This is a genomic window from Sporosarcina pasteurii (assembly GCF_041295575.1).
In the GTDB taxonomy this organism is placed as follows: domain Bacteria; phylum Bacillota; class Bacilli; order Bacillales_A; family Planococcaceae; genus Sporosarcina; species Sporosarcina pasteurii.
Window position 1 is genome coordinate 246,106 of the sequence record NZ_CP160452.1, and the last position, 21,227, is coordinate 267,332.

At 39.6% G+C, this 21,227-nt stretch carries 21 protein-coding genes and 1 riboswitch; of the genes, 13 read left to right on the top strand and 8 right to left on the bottom strand.

What is annotated here, in order from left to right:
* Positions 1-85 precede the first annotated feature (85 nt).
* The 9 genes from AB1H92_RS01185 to AB1H92_RS01225 all read left to right on the top strand — a co-directional run bounded on the left by AB1H92_RS01185 (position 86) and on the right by AB1H92_RS01225 (position 9,262).
* Positions 86-778, top strand: coding sequence for a response regulator transcription factor (locus AB1H92_RS01185; RefSeq protein ID WP_115359782.1), 693 nt, complete (start codon positions 86-88; stop codon positions 776-778).
* A complete protein-coding gene (locus AB1H92_RS01190; protein WP_115359783.1) occupies positions 756-938 on the top strand; it encodes a hypothetical protein in 183 nt (60 codons plus the stop codon). The genes AB1H92_RS01185 and AB1H92_RS01190 overlap by 23 nt, the downstream gene beginning before the upstream one ends.
* On the top strand, positions 935-3,139 hold the full coding sequence (locus AB1H92_RS01195; protein ID WP_115359784.1) for an MFS domain-containing histidine kinase: 2,205 nt from the start codon (positions 935-937) through the stop codon (positions 3,137-3,139). Before AB1H92_RS01190 ends, AB1H92_RS01195 begins: the two co-directional genes overlap by 4 nt.
* Before the next feature lie 254 nt (positions 3,140-3,393).
* Positions 3,394-3,594 (top strand): hypothetical protein, encoded by a 201-nt coding sequence (locus AB1H92_RS01200; RefSeq protein ID WP_115359785.1) that lies wholly within the window; start codon positions 3,394-3,396, stop codon positions 3,592-3,594.
* Between the two features lie 247 nt (positions 3,595-3,841).
* Positions 3,842-3,952, top strand: a riboswitch (SAM riboswitch).
* A gap of 132 nt (positions 3,953-4,084) precedes the next feature.
* The gene (locus AB1H92_RS01205; RefSeq protein ID WP_115359786.1) at positions 4,085-5,068 is read left to right on the top strand and encodes an aliphatic sulfonate ABC transporter substrate-binding protein; all 984 of its coding nucleotides are present in this window, start codon (positions 4,085-4,087) and stop codon (positions 5,066-5,068) included.
* 16 nt (positions 5,069-5,084) lie between these two features.
* Positions 5,085-5,924 carry an ABC transporter permease gene (locus AB1H92_RS01210; protein WP_115359787.1) on the top strand — a complete coding sequence of 280 codons (840 nt, stop codon included), beginning with the start codon at positions 5,085-5,087 and terminating at the stop codon, positions 5,922-5,924.
* 13 nt (positions 5,925-5,937) lie between these two features.
* Positions 5,938-6,651 (top strand): ABC transporter ATP-binding protein, encoded by a 714-nt coding sequence (locus tag AB1H92_RS01215; protein ID WP_115359788.1) that lies wholly within the window; start codon positions 5,938-5,940, stop codon positions 6,649-6,651.
* 2 nt (positions 6,652-6,653) lie between these two features.
* Positions 6,654-8,357 (top strand): acetate--CoA ligase, encoded by a 1,704-nt coding sequence (acsA, locus tag AB1H92_RS01220; protein ID WP_115359789.1) that lies wholly within the window; start codon positions 6,654-6,656, stop codon positions 8,355-8,357.
* 227 nt (positions 8,358-8,584) lie between these two features.
* Positions 8,585-9,262, top strand: coding sequence for a carboxymuconolactone decarboxylase family protein (locus tag AB1H92_RS01225; protein WP_115359790.1), 678 nt, complete (start codon positions 8,585-8,587; stop codon positions 9,260-9,262).
* A gap of 207 nt (positions 9,263-9,469) precedes the next feature.
* On the opposite strand, the gene AB1H92_RS01230 is transcribed toward AB1H92_RS01225, so the two are convergent.
* The 5 genes from AB1H92_RS01230 to AB1H92_RS01250 form a co-directional block, all read right to left on the bottom strand.
* A complete protein-coding gene (locus AB1H92_RS01230) occupies positions 9,470-10,102 on the bottom strand; it encodes a response regulator transcription factor (RefSeq protein ID WP_115359791.1) in 633 nt (210 codons plus the stop codon).
* Positions 10,095-11,126 carry a sensor histidine kinase gene (locus AB1H92_RS01235; protein WP_115359792.1) on the bottom strand — a complete coding sequence of 344 codons (1,032 nt, stop codon included), beginning with the start codon at positions 11,124-11,126 and terminating at the stop codon, positions 10,095-10,097. Before AB1H92_RS01235 ends, AB1H92_RS01230 begins: the two co-directional genes overlap by 8 nt.
* Positions 11,123-11,824, bottom strand: a complete 702-nt coding sequence (gene liaF / locus AB1H92_RS01240; protein ID WP_115359793.1) for a cell wall-active antibiotics response protein LiaF — start codon at positions 11,822-11,824, stop codon at positions 11,123-11,125. The genes AB1H92_RS01235 and liaF overlap by 4 nt, the downstream gene beginning before the upstream one ends.
* Positions 11,825-11,914: 90 nt before the next feature.
* Positions 11,915-12,553: a PspA/IM30 family protein gene (locus AB1H92_RS01245; RefSeq protein WP_115359794.1), complete on the bottom strand. Its 639-nt coding sequence runs from the start codon at positions 12,551-12,553 to the stop codon at positions 11,915-11,917.
* A gap of 291 nt (positions 12,554-12,844) precedes the next feature.
* Positions 12,845-13,207 (bottom strand): ABC transporter permease, encoded by a 363-nt coding sequence (locus AB1H92_RS01250; RefSeq protein WP_115359795.1) that lies wholly within the window; start codon positions 13,205-13,207, stop codon positions 12,845-12,847.
* Between the two features lie 333 nt (positions 13,208-13,540).
* On the opposite strand from AB1H92_RS01250, the gene AB1H92_RS01255 reads away from it, so the two are divergent.
* From AB1H92_RS01255 to AB1H92_RS01270, 4 genes are all read left to right on the top strand, one after another.
* Entirely contained in the window at positions 13,541-15,163 is a 1,623-nt protein-coding gene (locus AB1H92_RS01255) for a long-chain fatty acid--CoA ligase (protein WP_115359796.1), read from the top strand.
* A 145-nt stretch (positions 15,164-15,308) separates the two neighbouring features.
* A protein-coding gene (locus AB1H92_RS01260; RefSeq protein WP_370475002.1) for an IS3 family transposase occupies positions 15,309-16,450 on the top strand; the annotation gives its coding sequence in 2 pieces (ribosomal slippage) (positions 15,309-15,582 and positions 15,582-16,450; 1,143 coding nt in all).
* Positions 16,451-16,837: 387 nt separating this feature from the next.
* Complete coding sequence (locus AB1H92_RS01265; RefSeq protein ID WP_115359797.1) at positions 16,838-17,449, top strand: DedA family protein; 612 nt, start codon at positions 16,838-16,840, stop codon at positions 17,447-17,449.
* Between the two features lie 7 nt (positions 17,450-17,456).
* Positions 17,457-18,284 carry an undecaprenyl-diphosphate phosphatase gene (locus AB1H92_RS01270; RefSeq protein WP_115359798.1) on the top strand — a complete coding sequence of 276 codons (828 nt, stop codon included), beginning with the start codon at positions 17,457-17,459 and terminating at the stop codon, positions 18,282-18,284.
* A gap of 94 nt (positions 18,285-18,378) precedes the next feature.
* Here the strand turns inward: AB1H92_RS01270 and AB1H92_RS01275 are convergent, their stop codons facing one another.
* The 3 genes from AB1H92_RS01275 to AB1H92_RS01285 are packed head-to-tail and all read right to left on the bottom strand — an operon-like array spanning position 18,379 to position 20,956.
* On the bottom strand, positions 18,379-19,317 hold the full coding sequence (locus tag AB1H92_RS01275; RefSeq protein WP_256594293.1) for a metal ABC transporter substrate-binding protein: 939 nt from the start codon (positions 19,315-19,317) through the stop codon (positions 18,379-18,381).
* A 35-nt stretch (positions 19,318-19,352) separates the two neighbouring features.
* Positions 19,353-20,216 (bottom strand): metal ABC transporter permease, encoded by an 864-nt coding sequence (locus AB1H92_RS01280; RefSeq protein ID WP_115359799.1) that lies wholly within the window; start codon positions 20,214-20,216, stop codon positions 19,353-19,355.
* Positions 20,213-20,956, bottom strand: a complete 744-nt coding sequence (locus AB1H92_RS01285; protein ID WP_115359600.1) for a metal ABC transporter ATP-binding protein — start codon at positions 20,954-20,956, stop codon at positions 20,213-20,215. Before AB1H92_RS01285 ends, AB1H92_RS01280 begins: the two co-directional genes overlap by 4 nt.
* Between the last annotated feature and the right edge of the window lie 271 nt (positions 20,957-21,227).

Genomic DNA, 21,227 nt, shown 5'->3' on the forward strand with positions numbered 1-21,227 from the left:
AGATTTGAGCAGTACAATAGATCATGTAGATACGAGAGATAGAAATTGATTTCTTCAAAATTGGAAAAGAACTGAGGTGGGTACAATGGCTGCTTTCACAGTACTTGTTGCGGATGATGACCAAGATATCCGCGATGGGATTGAAATTTATTTGAAAAATGAAGGATACAACGTATTAAAGGCTGCAGATGGGCAAGAAGCGCTGACGTTGCTTGAAGATCATGATGTTCATCTCCTTATATTAGATATTATGATGCCGAACATGGATGGAATCACGGCGACTTTTAAAATTCGTGAGGCCCAGAACATTCCTATCATTATGTTAAGCGCTAAAGCCGAGGATTCCGATAAAATTCACGGTTTATCGGTCGGCGCGGATGATTATGTCACAAAGCCGTTTCATCCGATGGAACTGATGGCGAGGGTGAAATCACAATTGCGCCGTTATGTTCAATTCGGCACATATGAAGGGCCGCAGCAGAAGATTGTTGTGGATGGATTGGAACTTGACGAAGAGGCAAAGGCGATTACTGTTGATGGTGAAGTCGTGAAATTTACACCGATTGAATATAAAATTACAGAATTACTGATGAAGCACGCGGGACGAGTATTTTCAATCCATGAAATTTACGAGCGTGTCTGGAATGAAGAAGCGTATAACGCGGAAAATATCGTTGCGGTGCATATACGGAAAATTAGAGAAAAAATTGAAGCAGACCCGAAAAATCCTCGATATGTAAAGGTGGTGTGGGGCATTGGATACAAAATCGAGAAATGATTATTCCGTTGTTTGGTCAGTTATCGCAATACTTATTGCGGTGGCCAGCATAGCCTATTGTTTTTCGGCGGTTGTTGCAGTAGTCGAACATGGTTGGGGAAGAACAACACAAATGATTAGCTATATTGCCCGCATTATAGGAGGGGGCCTTGGTTCATGAAAAACAAAAATTATATGGTGTTCGTATGGGCAGCCCTCGTTGCATTAATTATCATGTCGATTCCAACTGCGATTCGATTGGGCCCCGAAATGATAGGGAAAAAGTTTATTGATTCACACGAGTTCCAAGGTGAAATGGAAGGTTTTTATTATACGCTTAGCACGACCGTATTAAATCCTATCCAGTTCGATGAAGCAAAGGGAAAAATCATTGTCACAGATGAAGAGATTGAAGAACATCGAATGCGCTACGGTAATCTTTCTGACCAAGTGATGAATATACAAGAGCAATATGAAGGTCGTATTACAGAAGCGGAAGAATCGGGAAATGAACAATTAAAAGAAACGCTGATTAAAGAACGCGATACGAAAATTGCCGATATAGAGCTAAACTTTGAAAGTGATGAACATGTTGAGAAGAAAGTATTGGCAGGAAAAGTTTCTGCGCTGAAACAATTTTTAGCGGAAAATCAACAATCAGCTAGAAGCGCTTTTCCGATTGCCTATCATTTAACAGATGTAAAAACTGGGGAAGTTTTTACGCAGGGGGATGTTGACGTTCCTGCAATTTATAAAAAAACGTTTGGAGAAGTAGACGATTATTTTAAGGCGAATACTGTAATAAGTGAAAGTGAGTATAATCATTATTCGGTATCCTATTATGATGATGGTTATGAACTAACCGCTGCTGATTTTGCGAATATCCAGCAACCAGTTCGACAATTTGAAGGCGTTATCGTCGTCTCAGAAAAAGCGTTACAAGGAAGTTATTTAAAAGATCATCTTGCAAGTTTTAATAAGAAGAAATATAGAAACTATACTTTATGGATTCTTTCTATTGGTGCACTCTATCTATTATTGACAAAAATAAAGTTTAAGAAAAAATGGGTAACGGAAAATCGATTTGTGCGATCTTATAATGGATTAAAAATTGATGTGAAAGTATTTATCTTCATGTTTTCACTCTTACTAACATTTGAGTTTATCCACCGAGATGCGACTGGGGCTTTCTTTTATAATGATTATTATTCGGGGGCATGGATGGACCAGTTATTTTGGTTGATTGCTTTAGCTATGAGTATATTATTTTTAGCCTTCCAACTTGTGAATAGTATTGAGCGTTGGAAACAAGCGGGCGTGTTTGAACGGGATTTTGCAGAGAGTTATGTAGTGAGTTTCTTAAAATCATTCCAAACGATGTTCTTAAATCGAACGTTAGGCGTACAAATGTTTATTCTGCTCATTGGTTTTTTCTTAGCTGGTTTCGGTTTTGCAATAGTAGCGATTCAACCGTTTTTGATACTTGCCTATTTGCCTGCTGTATTCTTTTTGGGATTGCCGGTCCTCTATATTTTTGTGAAGCGTTCGGCTTACTTAAACCGAATATTTTCTTCGACTGAAAAAATGGCAAACGGCACATTGCATGAAGAAATTAAAGTGAAAGGGAAGTCACCGCTTGCAAATCACGCGCGTCATTTAAACCAACTGCGTGAAGGGGTACAAATTTCAATTAGCGAACAAGCGAAAAGTGAACGGTTAAAAACAGAATTGATCACGAATGTGAGTCATGATTTAAGAACGCCGTTAACTTCTATCATTACGTATACAGACTTATTAAAATCAACGAACTTAACGGAAGAGGATCGTTTAAAATATGTCGACATTATCGATAAAAAATCAGCACGTTTAAAAACGCTCATTGAGGATTTATTTGAAGTGTCGAAAATGGCGAGCGGAAACTTAGAACTCCATAAACAAAAGGTTGATTTAACGCAGTTATTGCAACAAGCATTGGCAGAAAATGAGGAAGAGATTTCAAATTCATCACTAGACTTTCGGGTACAATTACCAGAATCCGCTCTCGTTGCAGATGTGGATGGGCAAAGATGGTGGCGCGTGTTGGACAATTTAATTGTCAACGCGTTGAAATATTCGATGTCCGGTACGAGGGTTTATCTTTATCTTGATCGTGTTGGTGACCGTGCTCAATTTGTTGTGAAAAATATTTCTAAGTATGAATTAAGTGAAAATAGTGATGAACTGTTTGAACGATTTAAACGAGCAGACACCTCTCGTCATACAGATGGCTCAGGACTCGGGCTTGCTATCGCACAATCCATTGTCGAAATGCACGAAGGTGACATGCAAATCGATATAGATGGTGATCTATTTAAAGTAACTGTGGAAATACCGGTGGAATGAACCTTTACTGGTAGATATAGGTTGATTTTAAAAACGTCTAAGCTAAGCTTAGGCGTTTTTTCTGCTGGTGGGAATTATAACTTTTCATAAAGTCTTGCAAAGTAAAGACAGCAGATGGTCATTTTTACTTAGATTAGCTTTACATAAAAACGGCTAAACTATAGCACATAGGAGCGATTGTTTTTGTAATGTAAGAAATCTCTAGTACTCGTAGAGAAAAGTTTCCATTATCTTTGTAAAAGGAGTGATGAGAAATGTCAATGAGGCATAAAAATTATCCGAACAAAGCTGATTACGAACCAAACGTGGACAAATATACAGTAGACACTGGCGAATTGCCGCTTTCTGATCCAGCCGAATCGAATGCTACAGAAGTGTTTCGAAAGAATGAGGCGAAAACTGAAGAAGGGCAAGTACAGTCTGCATTTGGTCAAAATAAGAATAGAAATTCTTAATCGTATCGCCGCTGAACATTATATGTGACGTTGTTTGGCGGTTTTTTTGATTGGCTATTCCTTGGTGTTAATCTTCCTTGTTCAATCTTAAGTTTGTCTGATATTAGTTAAAATCTGTAAATAAAAGTATTTTTTCTATGACTAATCACCTAAAATCGAAATGTAGTGTTGACAATTACATTTTTTCAGACTATAATAATTTTCAATCAATTAAATTTATAAATGATTTTTTTACAACTACATAGATCTCTTATTAAGAGCGGCGGAGGGAATAGGCCCTATGAAGCCCGGCAACCAGCAGATATCTATCTGAAAAGGTGCTACATCCTACAGGTTTACCAAACCTGGAAAATAAGAGGAGGAATTTTTCGGCCCTCTTCTTATGAAGAGGGCTTTTCTTTATTTTATTAAGGGATAAACCATAGATTTAGATCACAATAAAACCGAGTATACATATTTGGTTAATATAAATTAGTAGGAGGAAATGATAATGAAAAAATGGATTAAATTATTAACAGTCATTGTTAGCGTAACGTTCATCTTCGCGGCTTGTTCATCCGCGGGGGGAGAGGAAAAGAATAAACCGAAAAAAGTTGTTTTGGATTATGCATATTACTCGCCGACAAGCCTTGCGCTTAAAGAGTTTGGCTGGGCAGAAGAAGTATTTAATGAAGAAGGCATTGAAGTGGAATGGGTGCTGAGTCAAGGAAGCAATAAGGCGCTTGAGTTTTTAAACTCTAAAAGTGTCGACTTTGGTTCAACGGCAGGCGCAGCAGCATTAATTGCGAAGTCAAACGGTTCTCCAATTGAGTCTGTTTATATTTTTTCAAAACCTGAATGGACAGCGCTTGTGACAACGGGCGATTCAAACATCGCATCAGTAGAAGATTTAAAAGGAAAGAAAGTAGCTGCAACATTAGGTACCGACCCATATATTTTCCTACTTCGTTCATTGGAGGAGGCAGGATTGTCATCAAAGGATTTGGAAATCGTGAATTTACAGCACTCAGATGGAGCGAATGCACTTTTAACAAATCAAGTCGATGCATGGGCCGGGTTGGACCCGCATATGGCAAAAGTTGAAATTGATTCTGGTGCGGCATTATTTTTACGCGATCATGATAAAAACACATACGGAACGTTGAATGTACGATCCGAATTTGCGGAACAACATCCAGAAGTTGTTGAAAGAGTAATTGAAGTATATGAAAAGGCAAGAAAATGGGTTGTAGAAAATCCAGAGGAAGCCGCTGAAATCCTAGCAAAAGAGGCGGATATGGCACTTGAAGTTGCACAAAAGAGTCTAGAACGAAACGACTTTTCGGACCCGATCCCAGGCGCGAAGCAAATTGAAGCACTGAATGCAGCTGGTGATGTGTTGCAGGCTGAAAATGTCATTAAAGAAAATGTTGATGTTGAAAAAATTGTTAATGAATTAATTATTGATCGGTATTCAAAAAAGGCAATCGAATGAAATAGGGGGAAAAGACATGACGGTCAAAATAGATGAAAATGAATTGCTTGAAGCGAAAGAGAAGTCGGTTAAAGTCGGTGCTGAATTAAAAAAGGTGAGGGGTTTCGCACTTGGCTTCATTATTCCGGTTGTTCTTTTAGTCGTATGGGAAGCAGCTGTACGTTTCAACTTACTCGACGCCTATGTCTTTCCCGCTCCGACAACGATTTTACAAAAGATTATTGAATTAGCGAAAGAAGGTACGCTTTGGGGGCATGTAGGAATTACTTTCTTCCGCGTATTGATTGGTTTTCTAGCAGGAACGGTAGCCGCGGTAGTATTGGGGTCTGTTGTCGGCTACTTTAAATGGTTTGAGCAGCTGATGGACCCGTTAATTCAAGCATTTCGTTCGATTCCATCTTTGGCCTGGGTCCCATTGTTCATCTTGTGGATGGGAATTGGAGAGGCTTCGAAAGTGATGTTAATTGCAGTAGGTGTGTTTTTCCCAATCTATTTGAATATCGTTTCAGGTATTCAAGGGGTCGACCGCAAATTAATCGAAGTGGGGAAGATTTATCATTTCACACCGTTACAAACGGTTCGCCGAATTATTTTTCCAGCTTCACTTCCGTCGTTTCTAGTCGGTTTACGTAGCGGAGTCGGGTTAGGATGGATGTTCGTTGTCGCTGCTGAATTAATGGGAGCGAGTCAAGGGCTCGGCTATTTACTCGTTCTTGGTCAAAATACGTATTCACCAGAACTCATCATTGCCAGCATTATTTTATTTGCAATCATCGGGAAAACGACCGATTACTTATTGAAATCCTTGGAAGCCCGCGCTTTAAAGTGGCAAGACAATCTACAAAATCAACTATGACGGAGGGATTATGATGTTGAAAGTAAAACAGGCATCGAGAACATTCAATGACGGACTTGCAGGATTTAAAAATATATCATTTTCCATCCAAGAAGGCGAAACAGTAGGGATTTTGGGAACGAGCGGATGTGGGAAGAGTACGCTGTTGCGGGTTCTATCGGGGCTAGATCAGGACTTTGAAGGGGACATCGAACTTGCAGGGTTAGGCGAGCAACCTATCGGAATGATTTTTCAAGAGCCAAGATTAATGCCATGGCTCACAGTCAAAGAAAATATTCTATTCGGTGCGAAGGACGCGAAGAAAGTAGATGTTCAAGAGTATTTGAATCTTGTTGGTTTATCTGATTTCGGAGACCATTATCCAAAAGATTTATCAGGCGGCATGGCACAAAGAACTGCAATCGCACGTGCGCTTATTGGCCAGCCGGGTGTCTTACTTCTTGACGAACCATTTAGCGCACTTGACGCTTTCACTAAAATGCAATTGCAAGATTTATTGTTAAAAATACAGAAGAGCCGTTCTACAACAATGATTATTGTCACGCATGATATTGATGAAGCACTTTACTTATGTGATCGGATTTTCATCCTAGGCGGGCAGCCTGGAACCTTACAAGCACAAATGTCTATTGAGACAGCAAAACCCCGAGATAGAGGAGATTCATTCTTAGCATCAAAAAAGGCGGAAATTTTGGACGTTTTACATATCGATAAGGAGGTTGAGTGAACATGGCAATCGAAGAGGTCATTTATCCATATGAAGGTAATTACAATATAACGGCGGAACTGCCTGTACGAGAAGATTTCTCGTGGAAAGCAATTGAATCAAATTTTAGCTGGTCCGAAACTGGAAAAGTAAATATGGCTTATGAATGTGTGGATCGCCATGTTGCGGATGGTTTTGGAGACAAAGTTGCGCTCCATTACTTCGGGGAAGAGGAAGAATATACATTAACGTACCGTGAGTTGAAAGAGAAATCGGATCTTTGGGCGACTGTTTTGAAAAAGCGCGGAGTTAAAAAAGGGGATTTTGTCTTCGTCTTTTTATCAAAACATCCTGATTGTCACATCGCAATGCTTGCTGCTATTAAACTAGGTGCTGTTGTCGGACCGCTTTTCGAAGCATTTATGGAAGACGCAGTAAAAGAGCGGATTGCTGACTGTGAAGGAACTTATTTAATTGCTTCGCCGGAACTAATTAAGCGTGTACCGCGTGCGGAATTGCCTTCATTACAAACGGTTTGGATTACAGCGGAGCCTGAACAATGCAAAGGCGATGAGATTTCATTGTACGCAGAAGCCCGAGCGATTGAAGCTGAAGAAGACATTATCGAGTGGGTGGATCTAGAGCATGGGCTAAATGTTCATTATACGAGCGGTTCAACAGGCCGTCCGAAAGGCATCATCCACGCGCATCGGGCAATGATTCAGCAATACATTACGGGTAGATGGGTGTTGGATTTAAAAGAAGACGATATCTATTGGTGCACAGCTCATCCTGGTTGGGTGACGGGAACGGTATACGGTGTTTTCGCGCCGCTGCTCAACCGTGCAACTATCGTCATTCATGGCGGACGATTCAATGCTGACGAATGGTATTCCGTATTGGAAAAGTCAGGCGTCACAGTTTGGTATAGCGCGCCGACTGCATTCAGAATGTTGATGGCGGAAGGCGACGAAAAGTTAGCGGACTATGATTTATCTAAAGTCCGCCACATTTTAAGTGTCGGTGAACCGTTAAATCCTGAAGTGATTCGTTGGGGAATTAAAGCATTATCCAATCGAATTCATGATACTTGGTGGATGACAGAAACAGGGGCGCAACTCATTGTTAATTTGCCATCGGAGAAAATTATCCCGGGATCGATGGGGAGACCTTTTCCAGGAATCGAAGCGGCGATTTTAGACGATGACGGTCAAGAGCTGCCATCTGGTGAAGTAGGACATTTAGCGCTAAAAGCAAATTGGCCTGGCATTATGCGTGAAGTATGGAAAGACCCTGCTAAATATTCAACGTATTTCCCATTTGAAGGATGGTATGTATCAGGGGATTTGGCAACAATCGACGAAAATGGTTACATCTTCTTCCAAGGAAGAAGTGACGATATGATTAACTCTTCAGGTGAACGAATCGGTCCATTTGAAGTGGAAAGTAAACTCATCGAGCATCCAGCTGTCGCGGAAGTCGGCGTCATTGGAAAACCGGACGCTGTAAGAGGCGAAATCGTGAAGGCGTTTATTGTCCTAAGAAATGGTTACGAGGCAAATGATGCATTACTGCAAGAACTTCGCCAATTTGTCCGAAGCGGGCTCGCAGCGCATGCTGCACCAAGAGAAATTGAATTTTTGGATGAGTTGCCTAAAACACCGATTAGCGGGAAAATCCTTCGACGTGAATTAAAGGCGAGGGAACTTGAAAAAGTTGGGGTTTGAATAGTGGTTGAATGAATGATACCGGGACAAAGTTGATTTCCGTTCCAGGCGGACGCTTTCCACTACAATCAACAAAATTAACACTTTAAAATTGTTGAGTAGTAGACATATTTAAAATCAGCATTCCAATAGTTAGTGAAAATTAAGTAATAATTAAGTAATAATTAAGTAATAATGTAATTCTATTATATAACAAACAAATTAAAAACTATTAGGGGGAAATGATCATGAGTAAAGAAGTATTAGTAGCGAGTAAAGAGGCATTGTATCAAAAATCATATTTTAACCGTCTTGGTGAGTTAAGTGGATTGGCGCCAGATGCTTTCAAAGCTTTTGTACAGTTTGACAAGGCTGCATTAGCTGAAGGGAAGCTATCGGTTAAGCTGAAAGAATTAATTGCCATTGCAGTAGCGCATACGACAGGCTGCCCATACTGCATTGATGTGCACGTGAATGCAGGGAAAGCAGCAGGCGTAACAAAAGAAGAACTGTCGGAAGCAATCCTAGTGGCAACTGCATTAAAAGCAGGATCAGCACTTGCGCACGGAGTAAACGCACTAAATGCATACGATGAAATTGAAAATGAGGAATTATACAAAGCATCTTACTTCAACAGATTAAAAGAATTCTCAGCGCTAAATGGAGATGCATTTAAAGCATTTGTTGATTTTGACGGTCAGTCATTGAAAGAAAGCGTACTAAGTGTGAAAGAAAAGGAACTCATTGCAGTCGCTGTTGCGCATACAACGGGATGCGCGTATTGTATCGACATTCATACAAAGGCTGCAAAGAAGGCGGGCGTTACGAAAGAAGAACTGACAGAGTCGATTTTTGTCGCGACGGCATTAAAAGCAGGTTCAGCTTTGGCGCATAGTGTGAACGCGTTGAATGCGTATGATTCGTAATAGGAACTAATCCAGAAGAACGTAAAGCTATTGAACATCGAAGTTGAGATGTTCAATAGCTTTTTTATTTCAAATTTCACACTAAAAATATTTAAAACTAGAATCTATTGTTATGGTAATTTCACTTTGAAGGATTTGAATTCTACTGGCTGTATTAAATGTCCTTTGAATTCTGACTCCTTTTCTTTGTCACTTTCAGGCGATTTCTTATTCCGCCAACTCATGCTTAAACGCATAAATAACAGCTTGTGTTCGATCTTGGACTTCTAATTTTGAGAGCAGGTTGCTAACGTGGGTCTTCACTGTTTTGAGCGCTATAAATAAATCGTCAGCAATTTCTTGGTTCGATTTACCTTTGGCAATAAGGAGAAGGACTTCCAGTTCACGTTCCGTTAGCTCATCGTGAGGGAAAGTTTCATTGCCTGTTCGCATTCGCTGCATCATTTTATTTGTAACTTCTGGTTCTAAGACGGTTTGGCCTTTGAATGTTTCACGTATTGCTTCGGCGATACGTTTTGCATTGGATGTTTTCAGTATGTAGCTGATAGCGCCTGCTTCGAGGGCAGGGTAGACTTTGTCGTCGTCTAAAAAGCTTGTAACGATGACAATTTTGGCTTCCGGCCACTGTTCGATGATTGCTTTAGTTGCTTCGGCACCATTCATTTCGGGCATGACCATGTCCATTAAAATAATGTCAGGCCGCAGTTCTAGTGCTTTTTCGACGGCCTCATGTCCATTAGTTGCTTCCCCAATCACTTCCATATCGGCTTGTGTTTGTAAATAAGCGGAAACGCCAATACGGACCATTTCATGGTCATCCACTAATAGGATTTTAATCAATTTCATCTTCTCCTTTCTGCACTGGAAGTTTCACTTCAACGATTGTCCCTTGTGAAGGAACAGAAACAATTTTACAAGTCGCCCCGATTTCAATCGCTCGTTCTTTTACATTTTGCAGTCCGTAAGAAATTGCCTTTTCATCGGTTTGTTTAAAACCAACGCCATTATCTTGAATGCGTAAAATGGCGAGGTCATCACGTTCGACGAATAGCACATTGACTTCCGTTGCTTGCGCATGCCGCAACGTATTCGATAGCGTTTCTTGCGCTATGCGGAATAGATGATCTTCTGCACCTTTAGAAAGAGAAACTTCTTCCAAACGGTAATGAATATCGAAAAACACTTTTTCTTTTAATTCTACAAGTAAGTCTTCAAGTCCTTCTGCAATCGATTTATTATTCAACGCTGCAGGGCGTAGATGGAGAAGAAGGGCGCGCATTTCAAGCTGGGCTTGCTGCACAATTCTTTCAACTTGTTGTAATAAAGGGTTTTGTTCTTCTTCGGAATCTTCACTTTCCGTAATAGCAGAAAGTAACATTGAAGCGGCAAATAACTGTTGAGAAACGGAGTCATGCAGTTCGCGTGCGAGCCGTTGCCGTTCTTCTACAACACGCTCTTGAATAAGTTTATCTTGTGCTTCTGCGCGCTCATCTGTAATTCTTTTTAAACTATTACGTTGTGTTACGAGCACATTGGACACTTCATGAAGCGCTCTGTCGATACGATGAGGTAAATCTTCGTTTTGCGTGAAGGCTTTCTCAGTATCTACAAGCTCCGCAACTTTACGTTCAATTGCTTTTTCTTTGGCGCGTCCCATTGTATGCGTCCAAATAGCAATGCTCCAGCTGAGGATGATTGTTGTTGTTAGTATCCATAGGCCGAGCGGAATATCTGCGAATTGTAATTGGTAAAAAGCGAACCAGCTTTCTCTTAAAGGAAGTGCTAGTAAAAAATAAGCGTATACTGCAGCGATTGCTAAAAATAAAAAAGTTAAAAAGAAACCTCTGCTAATAATCGACTTCATTTTCGCACGACCTCCACATCTCCAGCCCATGTAGCGATCGTAATAATCAGTTCGGGGCCATATTCGGATGGATTAGGGTAGCCGTCTTTTAAATGAAGAAATTCATTAATGAGCCTTTTTCGGTGTACGCCGAACAGTCTCGCTTCGCCAAATAATGTTGTGTAATGAATCCGAACTGGAATTTCATAAGGCAATTCGATTTTGATTTTGCCAATCCCTTGCCGAACTGAAATGAGTGACGTCCCTTTTGGTAAGACCGTATCGGTTACATCAATTTGGATGTCGCCAAAGAGTCCTTGAATGTGAACATCTTCCCATTCATAAGAAGAGAACGGGGTCGTTTGAATTGAAAACAATTTATTTTTCCAAATTCCATTTGGCGTTTCTTTCGTAAATTCTCGAATAGGGCGCATAATTTCTTCTGTCGGTACGCCTTTCCAAAGCTTGACTAAAATATATGCAATCGCCCCGAAAATAAGGAGTCGCAAACTCCATAAGTTGAAAAGGGCAATGAATACGAAAAATAAGCCTAAAATAAAAACCCACTTAGAGCGTCTTCGTACCCCAAAGTAGATGAGTCCGGCACCAAGAAGGACGTGTATAAAACTACCATTTCTGAAGAAAAAAGATTCGACAAAAACAAGCAGTAAAAATGCCAATACCCAAAAAGTGACTTTGTTTGTGTCGAGTTGTCTCATTTCAATAAACTCCCTTCTTCTTGCCGGACATCTGTCTAGCGAAAATAATGTCAGGAAGGCAGTTGCCTTCCTGATTTCCTATGTTATAGTTTACACAATTTTTGTTTCTTTTTCAGCATTTGTTTCCAATGATTCAAGTCGACGTTCCATTGAGGAAACTTCGTAATCACGGTCGATTTTCACACCAAGATTTTCGATGTACTGCTGCATTTCGTTCAGTGTCGACATTTTACGCTCTGATTGTTCCGGTGAGATGACTTGATCCATCCGGTGATTTGCGCGCAAAACATTTTCTTTACCCATCAGCTGCAGCTGACGAACTTTCATGTCTTTCACTTTATGTTTCATTTCTTCAAATTTACGTTCAAGTGACATCAGCTCATATGCTGTTTCGCGAATGCTTTCTATTAATTGATTTGCGCGTGTGTCGTAAGCATTAATTTCAGCTTCAGCAAACTCAACCAAATCTTCTTCGCCCGTCTTTTTCGCTAATTCAAGTTGGTCGCGGCGTTTCTCAGCCATTGCTTGCGCTTCCTTAAGCTCTTTGTCCAATTCACCTTTTAATTTACCTTGTCGCTCTAATAACTTTCCAACAGATTCCGTTTGTTTTTCTGCTTCGCGAATATATTGATTCAACATCGCAATTGGATTTTTACTTTCTTTTTTATCGAGCATTGTGTGTAAATCAGCTTGTACTGAGTATTTAAATCTGTTCCAAAGTGAGTTCATAGTGGGTTCCTCCTAATGTTTTGTAGTCTAATATCATGTTTTGGATTAATGATTCAATGATGTCTCCGTTGATTGGAGTGAAAGCCGTAACGAAGAACGGCTTTTGTGACCGAAAAGCGAAGCGTTTGGGAGCAGAGATTGTATGACAGGATGCCTTAATTTCTGCAAAAACCGCAGAAATACGGCAAATCGCAATCTTCGTTTTGCGATTGGCTCACCGCCCGCCCCACGGAAAGCGTCCACCCGGAACGGAAATCAACATTGTTTAAGTAACGTTGCCTTTTAATATCCTTAACGATTGTTTTTCGTAATTTCATCCCATTGTCTTTCAAAGTTTACGAATGGATCGCTAGATGGTTGATGCTCAATGATATTGTCATCTGTTTGTTTGTTCCATTTATTCCAAACATAATACACACCAATCAATGCGATGATTCCGATGAATGCTGGAACATTTGAGATTGCTGTGATGAGGCCAATTACGAGTACGCCTCCCCAGAACAATTTAAGTAACGTTGAATCACTTTTTTTATAGTAATGTAAACCTGCATAGGTTATTAAAGCGGAGATTGCGAGCGCGAGAAGGGAACCTAGATTTGCTACTGCAACGATTCCTGCGATAATTCCTAAAACGACTAAACCGAATTTTTTCATTTGTTGTTCCTCCTTTCAATTTGTAACTTAATCTTACCGTCAAATTCGACTTGTCCAAACGGGCGCTGTGTCGATTTATGGCTAAGACTTTAGGCTGAATTCATCTCAGCAAAGGATTGACTATGAAACCGCTTTCAATTAGACTTAATTATTAGAAGAGTCAGTCACCTGTGAGGTGAAGTCAGAAAGAGTTGAATGTAAGGGGGGGATAAGCTCAGGTCTTTCAGTGTGGACAAGTTTTCTAGAATAAATGAGTAGCAGAACGCATAGCATCTTGGGAAGGGACAGGCAAAAGGATTTATCCATTATCCATTAAAAGGGGACCGATCGATTATGATGCAAACACCATTATTATTGTCGTCATTCGTTAAACGTGCCGAACAATTTTTCCCGGACAAGCTAATTATTTCACGTACTAGTGATGACCATATTCATCACATTACGTATCGTGAATTTGCTAAACGAACACGCAAACTTGCAGATGCACTTACAAAACTTGGCATGAAGCACGGTACAAAAGTTGGTTCATTCGCTTGGAACCACCATCGTCATTTAGAAGCGTATTTCGGTGTTCCGAGTACAGGGGCAGTTCTTCATATGATTAATATCCGATTGTCTCCAGAACACATTGCTTATGTCATAAATCACGCAGAAGATGAAATCTTATTAGTAGATGAAGATCTGTTTCCGCATTTAGAAAATCTAGCTCCGCATTTAAAAACGGTAAAACATTACGTCATTATGGGAGACAATAAGGAACTGCCGGAAACTTCTTTAGAAAACGTTCACTTATATGAAGATTTGCTGGAAAAAGCATCCGATACATTTGAGTTCCCTGAAGACTTAGATGAAAATACTGCCGCAGGAATGTGTTATACCTCTGCAACAACAGGGAATCCAAAAGGCGTTGTTTATTCACATCGCGGTATCGTTCTGCATAGTTTTGCGCTTGGACTAGCAGACTCAATGGGGATAAAAGAACGGGATACTGTCTTGCCAATCGTTCCAATGTTCCATGCAAATGCGTGGGGGATGCCGTTTGCTGCTGTGTTTTTCGGAGCAACGCAAGTGTATCCAGGACCAGGTTTTGATCCAGCCCTCATTCTGGACTTGATCGAAAAAGAGAAAGTCACCCTAACAGCTGGTGTTCCTACTATTTGGTTAGCTGTACTCAAAGAGCTTGAAGCAAATCCTAGAGATATTTCTTCACTGCGTTCAATTGTTTGTGGCGGATCAGCGGCGCCAAAAGGACTTATTCGAGCATTTCAGGAGAAATATAAGGTACCGTTTTACGTTGGATACGGTTTAACTGAAACTTCTCCACTAGTTAGCCTATCCGTCTTCACTTCAAAAATGGACCAACTATCTGTCGAGGAACAGATTGATATCCGTGCTATGCAAGGGTTAACGGTACCAGGGCTAGAAGTTAAACTGATTAACGAAGATGGAGAAGTCCCTTGGGACGGTAAAACGATGGGCGAGTTACTCATCCGCGGTCCTTGGATTGCAGATGAGTATTATAAAGACGAACGCACAGCGAAAGCATTTAAAGACGGTTGGTTCTACACTGGAGATATTGCAGTGATGACTGAAGATGGTTATTTAAAATTAACAGATAGAACTGCGGACCTGATTAAAAGTGGTGGGGAATGGATATCTTCCGTTGATCTAGAAAATGCCTTCATGACGCATGATGCGGTATTTGAAGCGGCAGTTATCGCAGTGCCTCATGAAAAATGGTTAGAACGCCCACTCGCATGCGTCGTTCTGCATGGAGGACAAACTGCGGATGATAACATGAAAAAAGAATTGCTTACTTATATAGAAGGGCAGTTTGCAAAATGGTGGGTGCCAGATGACATCGTCTTTTTAGATGAAATTCCAAAAACATCGGTAGGGAAGTTTTTGAAGAGAGCACTTCGTGAGCAGCTTGCTACAAGTGTTGAAGGGGTATGAATAGATAACAATCTATGAATAGATGCATAAGTAAACACCTTGGATAGTATTTTTGCACTGACTTAAGAAAATGAGACAAATAAAAGCACCTTTCGTTGAAAAACGGGTATACCATACCTAAATACAACGTGGAGGTGCTTTTTGTATGGGAACAAGAGTGAGTTATCCTTATGAGGTGAAAATGAAGGCGATTGAAATGCGTTTAGCAGGAGTACCAGTAAAACAAGTATTAGAAGAGCTGAACATCAAAAATCATTCACAGTTAAAAGTTTGGATGAAATGGTATCGAGAGGGCGAAATTCACCGACTTTATCAACCAGTTGGCAAGCAATATAGTTTTGGAAAGGGACCAGAATATGGGTCAAACGAACAACGTTTAGCAGCCGAAAATCGTTATTTGAAGCAACAAATCGAAGTTTTAAAAAAGTACAAAGAGTTGGAGAGGAAGTGGTTGGACAAGCATTTGTAGAACTGGTTGAAGAACTTAAAGATAAGATGCCAATTAAGGAAATTTGTATACACATGGGAGTCGCTCGATCAACTTATTATCGTTGGAAAAAAGAGAGTAGAAAAGAAAATAGTAAGGCAAAGCGTGATGAAGAGATTGGAAAGCTATGCACGGAACATAAATTCAGATATGGATACAGAAAAATCGCTGCATTAATGCCTGGAATCAGCGAGAGAACCGTCCAGAAAGTGATGCAAAAATATGGTTGGTCATGTCGTGTTAAGGTGAAAAAACGTAAGGTTACAGGTCAGCCTGCTTATGTAGCGGATAATATACTACATCGGGATTTTCACGCCACAGCACCTTTACAGAAATTAGTGACTGACATTACTTACTTGCCTTTTGGACAATCGATGTTATATCTTTCAAGTATTATGGATTTATACAATGGAGAAATTATTGCTTATACGATTGATGGTAAACAGAATTTATCATGTGTTTTAGACACACTTAATCAACTTGATTCACTACCAGAAGATATTATATTACATAGTGATCAAGGAGCTGTTTATACTTCTTATGAGTATCAAAAACAGATAAAAGAAAAAGGAATTACCATGAGCATGTCCCGCAAAGGCACGCCTGTTGATAATTCCCCAATCGAAGCGTTTCATTCCACCCTAAAGTCTGAAACGTTCTATCTCGACGACATACATAGCACAACCAATGCCTGTGTTATTCAAATCGTCGAAGATTACATTAACTATTATAACAATATCCGAATTCAAACGAAACTAAACAACCAATCGCCGGTAGATTACCGACAATTGGTTGCCTAAAAAGGTGTTTTCTTTGTGTCTCATAAACGGTCCCCAGTGCCTTTTGTCCAAGGTGTTTTTTGTGGATAAATATTTGGGGGCAGAAGGTTATTGAATTCGATTCGGTCTATGAAAACAGTTATTCACAATAATCTACTATCAAATGCTAGATTTTTCTGAAATTATACACATCTTTTTTGAGTTATACACTTTTTATGTGGATAACTCTACTCTATCTATACTTATCCACAGAAAAAACATAAAAAGTTCACTCATATTCCATTGTCTTGTTAAATATCGTTAATTATGAGAAACTTTTTCAACTAAAGAACGTCCTATGTGCGATGTCGAAATAGATTTGCACACGGACTCTATGTCTAGTAAACTGAATAGCAGCGGAGGCGTAAGGTGGAAAATTGGATTACTGAATTTATGAGTGAATTTGGCTATATTGGTGTTTTATTATTAATTATGTTAGAAAATATTTTTCCGCCAATTCCCTCAGAGGTCATTTTAACTTTTGGTGGTTTTATGACGACCTATTCAAATATGACGGTTATTGGCGTGATTATTGCCGCAACAATAGGTTCCGTCGTAGGCGCGATGCTTTTATATAGCATCGGATTGCTGATTGACGTACATCGACTCGAAAAAATCGTGGATCGATGGGGAAAGTATTTACGCCTGACACGCAAAGATATACATCGTGCGGATGCATGGTTTGATAAATATGGACCGTGGACTGTCTTTTTTTGCAGACTGATCCCACTTATCCGCAGCTTAATTTCGATACCTGCGGGAATGTCAAATATGAATTTCCCGTTATTTATTTTATTGACGACTCTTGGTAGTTTGTTATGGAATGGAATTCTCGTGATGGTAGGTGTTTCTGTCGGAGAAAATTGGCAGTCGATTGTAGAATATATGGATATTTTTTCAAATGTTGTTTACGTATTGATAGGAATAAGCGGATTGTTGGTTATATTGTGGTATGTACGATTCCGCAGAAAGAGAGCTTAATTGAGTTATGGACTTATTCGAATTAATTAAGGCGTTAATTTTAGGGTTTGTAGAGGGAATGACGGAGTTTGCGCCGGTTTCATCAACAGGTCACCTCATTATTGTGGATGATATGTGGTTGAAATCCCAAGAGTTTCTAGGAAAATATCCAGCGAATACATTTAAAATCGTCATTCAATTAGGTTCAATTTTAGCCGTCGTAGTCGTATTTTGGAAGCGATTATTTAGTTTAGTTGGTTTGTATAAAATCGACGGCAAGAAGATGAATAAACGATTCAATTTAATGCATGTTATCGTTGGGATGTTACCAGCAGTTGTATTAGGATTTGCGTTTAAAGATTTAATTGATGATTACTTATTCCGCGTAGAAACGGTCATTGCAGCGTTAATTGTTGGGGCACTATTGATGATTGCTGCGGATAAACTGGGTCCGAAATATCCAAAAGTGAAGACGTTGGATCAAATTACTTATAAACAAGCATTTACAGTTGGGCTTGTACAATGTTTATCATTATGGCCAGGGTTTTCACGTTCAGGAGCAACGATTTCAGGCGGGGTATTATTCGGAATGAATCACCGGACAGCCGCAGATTTTACATTCATCATGGCAGTTCCGATTATGATGGGCGCAAGTCTCGTTTCTGTATTAAAAAACTGGGAACATATGGAGATGGACTATCTATCTTTTTATGTTGTAGGATTTATTAGTGCATTTATATTTGCACTCATTTCCATTCGTTTTTTCTTAGCATTAATTTCAAAAGTGAAGCTAATGCCGTTTGCGATTTATCGTATTGTTTTAGCAGTAATCTTAGCGATTATCGTATTTTTATAATATGAAATTAAAACAGCACTTTCCGTTGCTTGGAAGAAAAGCAATGGAGAGTGCTGTTTTTGTGTAGAAAATGACTTACATGATCAATAAAGGTTTACTCCTTTAAATGCTCATAAATCGTATCGATATTATATTGTAGAAAGCTAACAACTGTCCCACCGTCAGCACCTTGACGGCCAAGTTCATCTGAAAAGAGTTTAGCTGCGATAGGCACGCCGGTTTCATTGGAAACAGTCTCCATCGGACGAGGGTCGACATTTGTTTCGACGAATAAAGCTGGAACATTTGTCTCTTTTACGAACGTAACTAGAGATTTAATCTGGGTAGGGGATCCGTTTTCTTCAGTGTCCACTTCCCAAATATAGCCTTCTTTTAATCCATAACGCTCTGCCATATATTGATAAGCACGTTCGCTCGTTACAAGGACTCTGCGTTCTTCTGGTATTTCATCAATTTTGGTTTTGTATTCTTCATCCAGTGCACGTAGTTTTTCTAATAATTGTTCAGCGTTTTTTTCATAATCTTCCTTATGTTGTTCATCGACTTTAATCAGTGCATCTCTTGTATTCTCAGTCATTTTAATCGCTACGACTGGGTCAAGAAACGCATGAGGGTTTACTTCTTTTTCAGAACCGTCATCAGATGTTAGGTAGAGTGGTTCGACACCTTCCATCAGTTCGAAAACTTTGTTTTTGTCTGCACCAACAGAGTCAACAAGTTTAAAAAACCAACCATGTTCTTCACCTTCTAGATTGAATCCGTTGTAAAACAATGCATCTGCGTCAGTGGCTTTTTTAATATCTACCGGTAATGGTTCATATTCATGCGGGTCAGTTCCGATAGGTACCATACTGTGCACATCCACATGTTCGCCGCCGACTTCAGAAACGATATCATGGATAATCGAAAAGGTTGCGATTGCCTGAATTTTATCAGATCCGCCTGCTGTCTTTTCAGCTTGATTGCCACACGCAACGAGTAAAAACGTTGCTAGGATTGTGACAATCCCTGCCTTGAAAAGTTTTTTCATCATCTGTAAAAATCTCCTTTATAGTTACGAATTATAAATTAATCTTGGATAATGATTTTTTTCTTCTTCGTTCGTAGTGAGCGCCAAAGCATCCCTTGTTTTGGCGATAGGAAGAAAGCAATTAAGAAGAAAGCCGTAGAAACTAAAACGATAACCGCACCGGAAGATAGATTATAGATGAAGCTAAAATATAAACCGATGATAGATGAAATCGCGCCAAAGATCGCCGCCAATAAAATCATAACCCAGAGCCTATTTGTTAAAAGGTAAGCCGTAGAAGCGGGTGTGATTAACATCGCCACCACAAGAATAATCCCAACCGTTTGCAGGGAAGCTACGGTTACCATCGTCAATAAAATCATAATGACATAATGAATGAACTTGTTCGGCAAACCGTAAGCGGCGGCGAACGTTGGATCGAACGTGCTGACAAGTAATTCTTTATAAAAAAAGATGACCGTAAGCAAGACGATAGCCCCGATAATGAGTGTCATCCACATGTCAGAAGTTCGAACCGATAGGACATTTCCAAATAAAATTCGATTTAAATCAATACTTGAATTTGCTTTTCCGATTAAAATGACACCAAGCGCAAAGGCTGCGGAAAATACAATACCAATCGCTGAGTCGTTTTTGATGCGGCTATTTTGATTAATATAACCGATTCCAATTGCTGTTAACATGCCGGTCACAACTGCACCGTAGAAAAAATTAATACCAAGCATATAGGAAATCGCTACACCAGGCAGCACAGCATGTGATATTGCATCGCCGATAAGGGCCATACCACGTAATACGATAAAACTGCCGATTACGCCGCAAATAATGCCCACCATTATGGAAGTAAACAATGCTTTCTGTAAAAATTCATAGTTCAATAAGTCTTGATAAAAGGAAATCATGAGAAGACCCCCATTGAATCGAGTAGAGAAAATTGTGCTTTATAGGCTTCCCGCATGAGCTCAGGGCGAAGTACGTTTTTCACCGTTCCTGATTTTATCAGTTTTTTATTTAGCAACACGAGGTCTTCGAAATATTCTTCTACCTTTGCCAAGTCATGATGGACAACAAAGATTGATTTACCTTCATCTCTCAAGCTTTTTAAAATATTCATGATCAATTCTTCACTTGTTACATCGATGCCGACAAGCGGTTCATCGAGAAAAAAGAAATTTGCTTTTTGGGCGAGTGCTCTTGCGAGGAAAACTCGTTGTTGCTGCCCGCCGGATAATTCTCCAATCTGTCTTTTACTGTAATCTTCCATACCAACTTTTTTCAAGCATTCATAGGCCCATTCACGGTCCGCTTTTTTAGGGCGGCGGAATACACCTAAGTTGGGATACGTTCCGAGTAAAACAGCATCCAAGACGATAATTGGGAAATCCCAGTCAATCGCAGCTCTTTGTGGAACGTAAGCAATTTTGTTTCTTGCTTCTTTTAAAGTCATGCCAGCAAAAGAGATTTGACCTTCATCTATAGGAATTAACCCGAGCATTGATTTCATTAGTGTTGATTTACCAGCTCCATTCGGACCGATAATGCCGATAAGTTTCCCGGTCCCTGCGGAGAAGTTTATATCCTGCAATGCTTCTTGACCGTAATAAGAGGTAGATAAATGTTTTACCTCTATACTATTTTTCATAAAATCACCTTTTCAATATTTATTTCTCTTTGAATATTACTATCGTATGCAGAAAGTTTCCCTTGTGCAACTTGAAATTAAAAAATAAAAGTTTCCTTCGACCAAGTTATTATTAATACAAGTATAAAATAAAAGTTTCCCTTATGCAACATTAATTTTGAAACTATAACTAAAATCAGTTAATTTGTAAGTAAATCCAAATTTATTTTAAACTGTCTAGTTTCTCATTCAAGTAAAAAGCTGATAAAGTGGGATTGATGATTTATTCTCT